We start from the raw sequence: 7,628 nt of genomic DNA on the forward strand, positions 1-7,628 counted from the left end.
GAGCTTATAACACCTTGAGAGCAAGGGCAGCAGTGAATCAAAAGTAGGCAATGCAGTTTATGTCGAACGGGTCGGGATAAGTGGAGGGTGTTGCTAGAAAAAAAAACTGCGCTTGGAAGCCAAAGCGCAGTTTTAAAATGAGGTTTATTGCAGTTCGATTTTAACGAATATAGTTCGCGTTAATACTCACGTACCAGTGTTGAAGCTTGCCATCAGATTTCTTGATCCACAAATCGTTGGTGTAGCTATCAATCTTGCCGTTAACCGTAAGGTTGAATGTGTTCTCGTCGAATTCGCCAAGCTTCACGAACTGGTCCGTGGTAATCAGGAATGGGTCCATGTCGTCTACACCAACCACATCTGAAATCACATAGTAGTGGTAAGTCAGCGGCTTGCTCGCATCATTCGGGTTGCTGCGATACGCAACAAGCTTGAATGGTTCCGTTAATGGAACGTCGAGCGTTTGCTTGTCCATGGTCGCTGGAATTGGAATAAACAGCCAAGCGGTAAACAGACCGCTCAATAAAACCATCAGGAAGAAAAGAGTCTTAATTGCTTTCATAGCAACCTTCAAAATATGGGGGATGTTAATGGGGCTATGGTAACTAGGGAGAGTAAAGATGCAAGCTCTGTTATTACCCTATCTTATCTCAGCTTAATCTAGCGCAAAGAAAGCGGTTCGGTTAACTCGAAATGTAAACACGAGTGCTTAACTCTTGATTATGGCTTAAGAGAATTCGTTATTTGAACCAATCTTGGTTTTTAACCAGTCTCTCGAAACAAGGCGAAGAACTGTCGCGAAATGACCTATATAGATAAAATTCAGTACGATAAGAATAGCGCATGAATATTTTTTGAGCGTTTTCTTATGCATTTAAATCCACGGTTAAGTGGCGAATACCATTCTTATGTCGATCACTCATTTCGTATCGATTGTTCACTTGGCTCCAATCCATTTGGCGCACCAGAAATTCCTGAACATGTGATCAAAGATATTATCTACGGTATTGATAAGTACTATTGCCACAGGGAGCTTTCGGAGCTGACTTATCTGACTCGCCAGTTTATTGGGATTGAAGATTGTCGTATTACGTACACCACGGGCTCTCTTGGGGCGCTAGAACTTATCTTCAATAAACTGATCGATCACAACAATCGCACCATGATAGGCATTGGCCCTCAGTTTGTTGAAGCAGTATCAGAGTTCACTTTGGTGGGCGGGAAGTACCAGTCCATCAACATGTTTGATTATCAAAACGAGTCGGATCTGTTCGGTGTGTTGGCATCAAAAATAAGCAGTCAAAATCCTGCCTTGGTGTATATCGATAATCCCAACAACCCAACGGGTCGAATCTACGACAGAGCTTATCTGGTCGAGATAGCGAGAGTATGTGAGCGTTCTGGCGCTATTTTGATTGTCGACGAGGCATATGGTGAATACCTGACCCCTGAGCAGTCTATGCTCGATCAGACCTTAGTCTTGGACAACTTAATAGTTTTACGAACCTTTTCTAAAGGTTTAGGGCTCGCTGGGATTCGACTCGGTTACTTAGCCAGCAGTGAAAACCTGACTTCTGCAATCGAAGCTGCGGTGAGTGTGTTTACGCCGACTTACCCCTCAATAAAAATCGCATCGGCGACCTTACCCAATGCAAAACACTTCTTAGAAATGAACCGCAGCAAAACTGAATACTTTAAGCAGCAAATGATCGGCTTGTTGTCTGAGAACAATATTGAGGTAGTTGGCACGTCAATATCGACGCCCATTATGTTGTTGAAAAAGAGAGGAACTCACCTTTCAAAGCTATTTGAGAGTATCGGTATTAAGACATGTTCGGGTGTCGATTTTGCTATTACGTGCGACGCGATGACTGAAGAGTATGTTCGATTACGAATTGTTGGAAATGATGTGGATTTAGAAGCGTTAAAGCAGCGTATTCAGCAGTTATAAAAGCAACCGTTATAAAATCATCAGGTATTAAAAAGCCCGCACCTTGCGTTTACAAATTGCGGGCTAAATTCATCTGGCTACTTGTTTAAGTAAGCAGCGTGGAACTCAATGTGTTCATCAATAAAGCTAGAGATGAAGTAGTAGCTGTGGTCGTAACCAGGCTGCATACGTAGATCTAAATCGGCATTGGTTACCTTAGCGGCTTCGACTAATTGCTCAGGTTTAAGCTGTTCAATCAGGAAGTTATCGGCTTCACCTTGGTCGACCAACATTGGCAGTTTAGTGCCTTTGGTTTTTAGAAGCTCAGAGGCATCGTAGTGTTTCCACTCTTCAATATCCAAGCCTAGGTATTGGTTGAAGGCTTTTTGTCCCCAAGGGCATTGCATTGGGTTGGTGATTGGGCTGAATGCAGAGATAGAACGGTAGCTATCTTCGTTTTTAATGCCAATCGTTAGGGCACCATGTCCGCCCATGCTGTGACCAGAAATCGATTTTACGGATGTAACAGGGAAGAACGACTCAATTAATGCAGGGAGCTCTGTTACCACGTAATCGTACATGTGGTAATGGCTGTCCCATGGCGCTTGAGTGGCATTCACATAGAAGCCTGCACCTTGGCCGAGATCGTAATTTTCATCGTCGGCAACACCTTCGCCACGTGGGCTAGTGTCTGGTGCAACAATCGCGATGCCTTGCTCAGCCGCGGCTTTGAAAGCGCCGGCTTTTTGCATGAAGTTTTCATCGGTACAGGTTAAGCCTGACAACCAATACAAAACAGGAACTGGGTTTTCTTTGCTTGCGTTAGGTGGCAAGAAAATCGCAAAACGCATGTTGCAGTCAAGCGTTGCAGAAAAGTGGGTGTATTGTTTGTGCCAACCACCAGCAACCTTTGCTTGGCTAATGTTTTCGATTGTCATCTATTGTGCTCCGTTAGGTTGATGGTTTGGGAGTAAATTTGTCTATATTACATAAAGTTTCACCACCCACCGGGCAGGAGGTGGTGAAGACAGTTTGTTGCTATTCATTTGTAGCTGTGGCCTCGATGCTCGAAAGAATCGAGGCCAAGATGTGTTACTTATCCATGTGTAGAACAGTACGGATAGATTCACCTTTGTGCATTAGGTCGAATGCTTCGTTTACGTCTTGCAGACCCATTGTGTGAGTGATGAACTCTTGAAGGCCAAACTCACCCGCCATGTAACGGTTTACGATTTCTGGAAGCTCAGAGCGGCCTTTAACACCACCGAAAGCAGAGCCACGCCATACACGACCTGTTACTAGTTGGAATGGACGAGTTGAGATCTCTTGACCTGCGCCTGCAACACCGATGATTACAGATTCGCCCCAACCTTTGTGACAACATTCAAGCGCTTGACGCATCACGTTTACGTTACCAATACATTCGAAAGAGTACTCAACACCACCGTCTGTCATCTCAACGATAACGTCTTGGATTGGCTTGTCGTAGTTCATTGGGTTGATGCAGTCAGTCGCGCCAAGTTGTTTCGCTAGCTCGAATTTGCTCTCGTTGATGTCAACACCGATGATGCGGTTAGCACCAGCCATGCGAGCACCAATGATTGCAGAAAGACCGATACCGCCAAGGCCGAATACAGCAACGTTGTCGCCTTTTTCAACTTTAGCTGTGTTAAGTACCGCGCCCATACCTGTTGTTACACCACAACCTAGAAGACAAACTTCTTCAAGTGGTGCTTCTTTGCTTACTTTCGCTAGAGAGATTTCTGGAAGTACAGTGTACTCAGAGAAAGTAGAGCAACCCATGTAATGGAAAATTGTTTCGCCATTGATAGAGAAGCGGCTTGTACCGTCTGGCATTAGGCCTTTACCTTGCGTTTCACGAACGGCTTGGCATAGGTTAGTTTTACCAGATTTACAGAACTTACATTCGCCACATTCAGCTGTGTAAAGTGGGATAACGTGGTCGCCAATCTCAACACTTGTAACGCCTTCGCCGATCATCTCAACGATACCGCCACCTTCGTGACCAAGAATTGAAGGGAAGATACCTTCTGGATCGTCACCTGATAATGTGAATGCGTCAGTGTGACAAACACCAGTAGCAACGATGCGAACTAGAACCTCACCAGCTTTAGGAAGTTGTACATCAACTTCTTCCATTTTTAGTGGCTCGCCAGCTGCCCATGCAACCATTGCTTTTGATTTGATATGCGTTTGACCAGGTTTAATTTCGATTGTCATTGGATGTTTCCTATATGTCAGTACAGCGGATAATTGTGCAATTAAATTCAACCCGTTAAGCGTAGTTGAGCTTAATTGTTTCCGCTCTCTCGTTTTGTTGGAGCTAGTATAGGTGTGAGTGCATGTTTTGATAATCCCCTTAAATAGAAAATGATTATTACGTATTTGTAATAATAGAGCATTTAGGTTCCTCGTGTTAACCGAAAGTCACACTTAAGAATTTTTAAGGTACGTCATAATAATTGCTTACTGAAAATCACATGAATTGGAAATAAAACTACAATATTCTGAGCGCCGTATTTAATGTTGTGGACTCATACATGCTTTTATCTCTTCCGCCTCCAGTGATGCTGTCACTTGCCATCGTGCTTGAAGTTGTCGCGACTTCTTTATTGCCTAAAACGCAGCAATTTACTTCCCTTCCTGCGACCGCCGCAGTACTCGTCGGTTATGGCTTTGCTTTTTATCTGTTGTCTCTCACGGTTCAAACCATGTCTTTGGGTGTGGCGTATGCGATTTGGTGTGGCGCAGGGATAGTGTTGGTCGCGGCGTTGTCTTGGTTGGTCTACGGGCAAAAGCTAGACATCTACGCGATCATTGGCATCGCTTTGATTCTGTCTGGTGTGGTGGTCATTAACCTGTTTTCAACGTCGGTGAGTCACTAAGAGTCTATTTCCTACTTCTGAAGGAACAAACTAATTGGAATCTAGAGTAGTTAGCCTTCAACTTAAGGTATTGAATATAATATAGTAATTCCAATAAATGCATTTTGTGCATGTATTTTATGAAAACAGCTCACTTTACTCATAGATTGGTCGGTTTAGTATAGCCAGCAGAAACCTATGATTATAAATAATCATAGATATTATCTGTTTATCAATAACTTAGGGGGTCATTATGACTATTCCGACAACCGATATGATGGAAGCTTGGACGGGATTTCAAGCTGGCGACTGGCAAACATCCGTTAATGCACGTGATTTTATTCAGCGAAACTACACCCCTTATGAAGGCGATGAATCTTTTCTTGCGGACGTGTCGGAGTCGACGACACAGCTATGGGAGTCGGTGCTAGAAGGTATTAAAGAAGAAAGCCGCACTCATGCCCCTGTCGATTTTGATACTGATATCGTTTCCACTATCACCTCACACGATGCCGGTTACATTGTAAAAAACCTCGAAAAAATCGTGGGTCTACAAACCGATAAACCACTGAAACGCGGCATCATCGCCAATGGTGGTATTCGAATGGTGAAAACGTCGTGCGAAGTGTACGGTCGTGAATTAGAGCCACAAATCGAAAAGATCTTCACTGAGTACCGCAAAACGCATAACCAAGTAGCGTTCGATCTTTATACCGACGAAATTAAAGCATGTCGCCGTTCTGGTATTATTACTGGTCTGCCGGATGCTTATGGTCGTGGACGCATTATCGGCGACTACCGTCGTCTTGCTTTGTACGGTATCGACTTCCTAAAATTAGACAAAAATGAGCAATTCAAATCGACTCAGAAGATGCTTGAAACGGGTGGTGATTTAGATAAGACATTGCGTCTACGTGAAGAGCTTACTGATCAAATTCGTGCCCTTGATGAAATGCGAGAAATGGGTTTGAAGTACGGCATTGATATGTCTTCTCCTGCTCGTACTGCGCAAGAAGCAATCCAATTTACCTATTTTGGTTACTTAGCTGCGGTTAAGTCTCAAAATGGTGCTGCGATGTCGCTAGGCCGCACATCAACCTTCCTAGATGTTTACATCGAACGAGACCTTAAACTTGGTTTGATTGATGAAAAACAAGCGCAAGAGTTGATTGACCATTTCATCATGAAGCTTCGTATGGTTCGTTTCCTTCGCACTCCTGAATACGATTCATTGTTCTCTGGGGACCCAATTTGGGCAACAGAAGCAATGGCTGGTATGGGCGTTGATGGTCGCACTCTTGTTAGCAAAACGACTTTCCGCTACTTGCACACATTGCACACGATGGGCCCAGCGCCAGAGCCGAACATGACCGTCCTATGGTCTGAACAACTGCCTATCGCGTTTAAACAATACGCGGCTAAAGTGTCTATCGAAACCTCATCACTTCAGTATGAGAACGACGATCTAATGCGTGCGGATTTTGATAATGACGATTACGCGATTGCGTGTTGTGTAAGCCCGCAGGTGGTTGGCCAACATATGCAGTTCTTTGGCGCTCGCGCAAACCTTGCTAAAGCGCTACTTTACACCATTAACGGTGGTGTTGATGAAAAATCTAACATGCAGGTTGGTCCTCAAGTTGCTCGTATCGAAGATGAAGTTCTCGATTTTGACCGCTTAATGCCACGCTTTGATGACATGATGGATTGGCTTGCAACGCAATACGTCACTGCGTTGAACGTGATCCATTACTCGCATGACCGTTACAGCTATGAAGCATCGTTAATGGCATTGATGGATCGCGATGTTCATCGCACAATGGCTTGTGGTATTGCAGGGCTGTCGGTTGTTGCTGACTCGTTAGCGGCTATCAAATACGCGAAGGTAACACCAGTACGTAACGAAGATGGCATCGCTGTCGACTTTGATATTGAAGGCGAATATCCAAAATTCGGCAACAACGATTCACGTGTCGATGATATTGCTTGTGATTTGGTTGAACGTTTTATGAAGAAAATTCAGAAAAGGAACACCTACCGTGAAGCGGTTCCAACTCAATCTATCCTTACGATTACTTCAAACGTTGTATATGGTAAAAAAACCGGTAACACGCCTGATGGTCGCCGCGCTGGTATGCCATTTGGCCCGGGCGCAAACCCAATGCACGGTCGTGATGAGAAAGGGGCGGTGGCTTCACTTTCTTCAGTTGCCAAACTGCCGTTCGAGTACGCTAAAGATGGTATTTCTTACACCTTCTCAATCGTACCAAATGCACTAGGTAAAGATGATCTAAGCCAAAAAGTGAACCTAGCAGCACTAATGGATGGTTACTTCCACCATGAAGAAAGTGCAGGATCGATTCGTGTTGAGGGTGGGCAACATCTTAACGTGAACGTGCTTAACCGTGACATGTTGTTGGATGCCGTCGAACATCCAGAAAAATACCCACAGTTAACCATCCGAGTCTCGGGTTACGCAGTACGATTCAACTCGCTAACACGTGAGCAGCAACAAGATGTAATTAGCCGTACGTTTACTGCTAAGATCTAACCGTAAACTTCAAGTTATACGGTCCTAAAAAGCGCGAGAATGACATCCGTCTCTCGCGCTTTTTTGTGCGTCGAGTATGGCGGTAATCATGTTGTTGGACGTCGCGTTGTCTTGGCTGGTATATGGGCAAAACCGATATTTACACGGTGATTGGAATTACTTTGATGCTTTTTTTGGGGGGATTCGCTTGTTTTTTATGTCAGAGATCACTAGGAGCTCTAACTTATCTTTGCCCCATTCAGTATATGGAATCCACGTATTT

The 7,628-nt window shown here is 44.3% G+C and carries 6 protein-coding genes; 3 read left to right on the plus strand and 3 right to left on the minus strand.

Features of this window, described 5'->3' with window-relative positions; genetic code table 11:
* Positions 1 to 160: 160 nt before the first annotated feature.
* Complete coding sequence (locus tag AB4274_RS16600; RefSeq protein WP_017061631.1) at positions 161 to 562, minus strand: hypothetical protein; 402 nt, start codon at positions 560 to 562, stop codon at positions 161 to 163.
* Positions 563 to 868: 306 nt separating this feature from the next.
* Here AB4274_RS16600 and AB4274_RS16605 point away from each other — a divergent pair, with 306 nt between their 5' ends.
* Positions 869 to 1,951 (plus strand): aminotransferase class I/II-fold pyridoxal phosphate-dependent enzyme, encoded by a 1,083-nt coding sequence (locus tag AB4274_RS16605; RefSeq protein WP_017069766.1) that lies wholly within the window; start codon positions 869 to 871, stop codon positions 1,949 to 1,951.
* A 77-nt stretch (positions 1,952 to 2,028) separates the two neighbouring features.
* On the opposite strand, the gene fghA is transcribed toward AB4274_RS16605, so the two are convergent.
* Both fghA and AB4274_RS16615 read right to left on the minus strand, forming a co-directional pair.
* A complete protein-coding gene (gene fghA / locus AB4274_RS16610; protein WP_017061633.1) occupies positions 2,029 to 2,868 on the minus strand; it encodes an S-formylglutathione hydrolase in 840 nt (279 codons plus the stop codon).
* A 154-nt stretch (positions 2,869 to 3,022) separates the two neighbouring features.
* The gene (locus tag AB4274_RS16615) at positions 3,023 to 4,171 is read right to left on the minus strand and encodes an S-(hydroxymethyl)glutathione dehydrogenase/class III alcohol dehydrogenase (protein WP_017061634.1); all 1,149 of its coding nucleotides are present in this window, start codon (positions 4,169 to 4,171) and stop codon (positions 3,023 to 3,025) included.
* A gap of 320 nt (positions 4,172 to 4,491) precedes the next feature.
* On the opposite strand from AB4274_RS16615, the gene AB4274_RS16620 reads away from it, so the two are divergent.
* Together AB4274_RS16620 and pflB are read left to right on the plus strand one after the other, a co-directional pair.
* A complete protein-coding gene (locus tag AB4274_RS16620; protein WP_017061635.1) occupies positions 4,492 to 4,836 on the plus strand; it encodes a multidrug efflux SMR transporter in 345 nt (114 codons plus the stop codon).
* 232 nt (positions 4,837 to 5,068) lie between these two features.
* The gene (gene pflB, locus AB4274_RS16625; RefSeq protein WP_372109854.1) at positions 5,069 to 7,366 is read left to right on the plus strand and encodes a formate C-acetyltransferase; all 2,298 of its coding nucleotides are present in this window, start codon (positions 5,069 to 5,071) and stop codon (positions 7,364 to 7,366) included.
* Positions 7,367 to 7,628 lie beyond the last annotated feature (262 nt).

Origin of the sequence: Vibrio sp. 10N.261.55.A10, from assembly GCF_041470825.1 — a bacterium.
Classification (GTDB): domain Bacteria; phylum Pseudomonadota; class Gammaproteobacteria; order Enterobacterales; family Vibrionaceae; genus Vibrio; species Vibrio crassostreae_C.

Coding starts and splice junctions, on each gene's coding strand:
- AB4274_RS16605 (WP_017069766.1), top strand. CDS start 869: ATGCATTTAAATCCACGGTTAAGTGGCGAATACCATTCTTATGTCGAT.
- fghA (WP_017061633.1), bottom strand. CDS start 2,868: ATGACAATCGAAAACATTAGCCAAGCAAAGGTTGCTGGTGGTTGGCAC.
- AB4274_RS16615 (WP_017061634.1), bottom strand. CDS start 4,171: ATGACAATCGAAATTAAACCTGGTCAAACGCATATCAAATCAAAAGCA.
- AB4274_RS16620 (WP_017061635.1), top strand. CDS start 4,492: ATGCTTTTATCTCTTCCGCCTCCAGTGATGCTGTCACTTGCCATCGTG.
- AB4274_RS16600 (WP_017061631.1), bottom strand. CDS start 562: ATGAAAGCAATTAAGACTCTTTTCTTCCTGATGGTTTTATTGAGCGGT.
- pflB (WP_372109854.1), top strand. CDS start 5,069: ATGACTATTCCGACAACCGATATGATGGAAGCTTGGACGGGATTTCAA.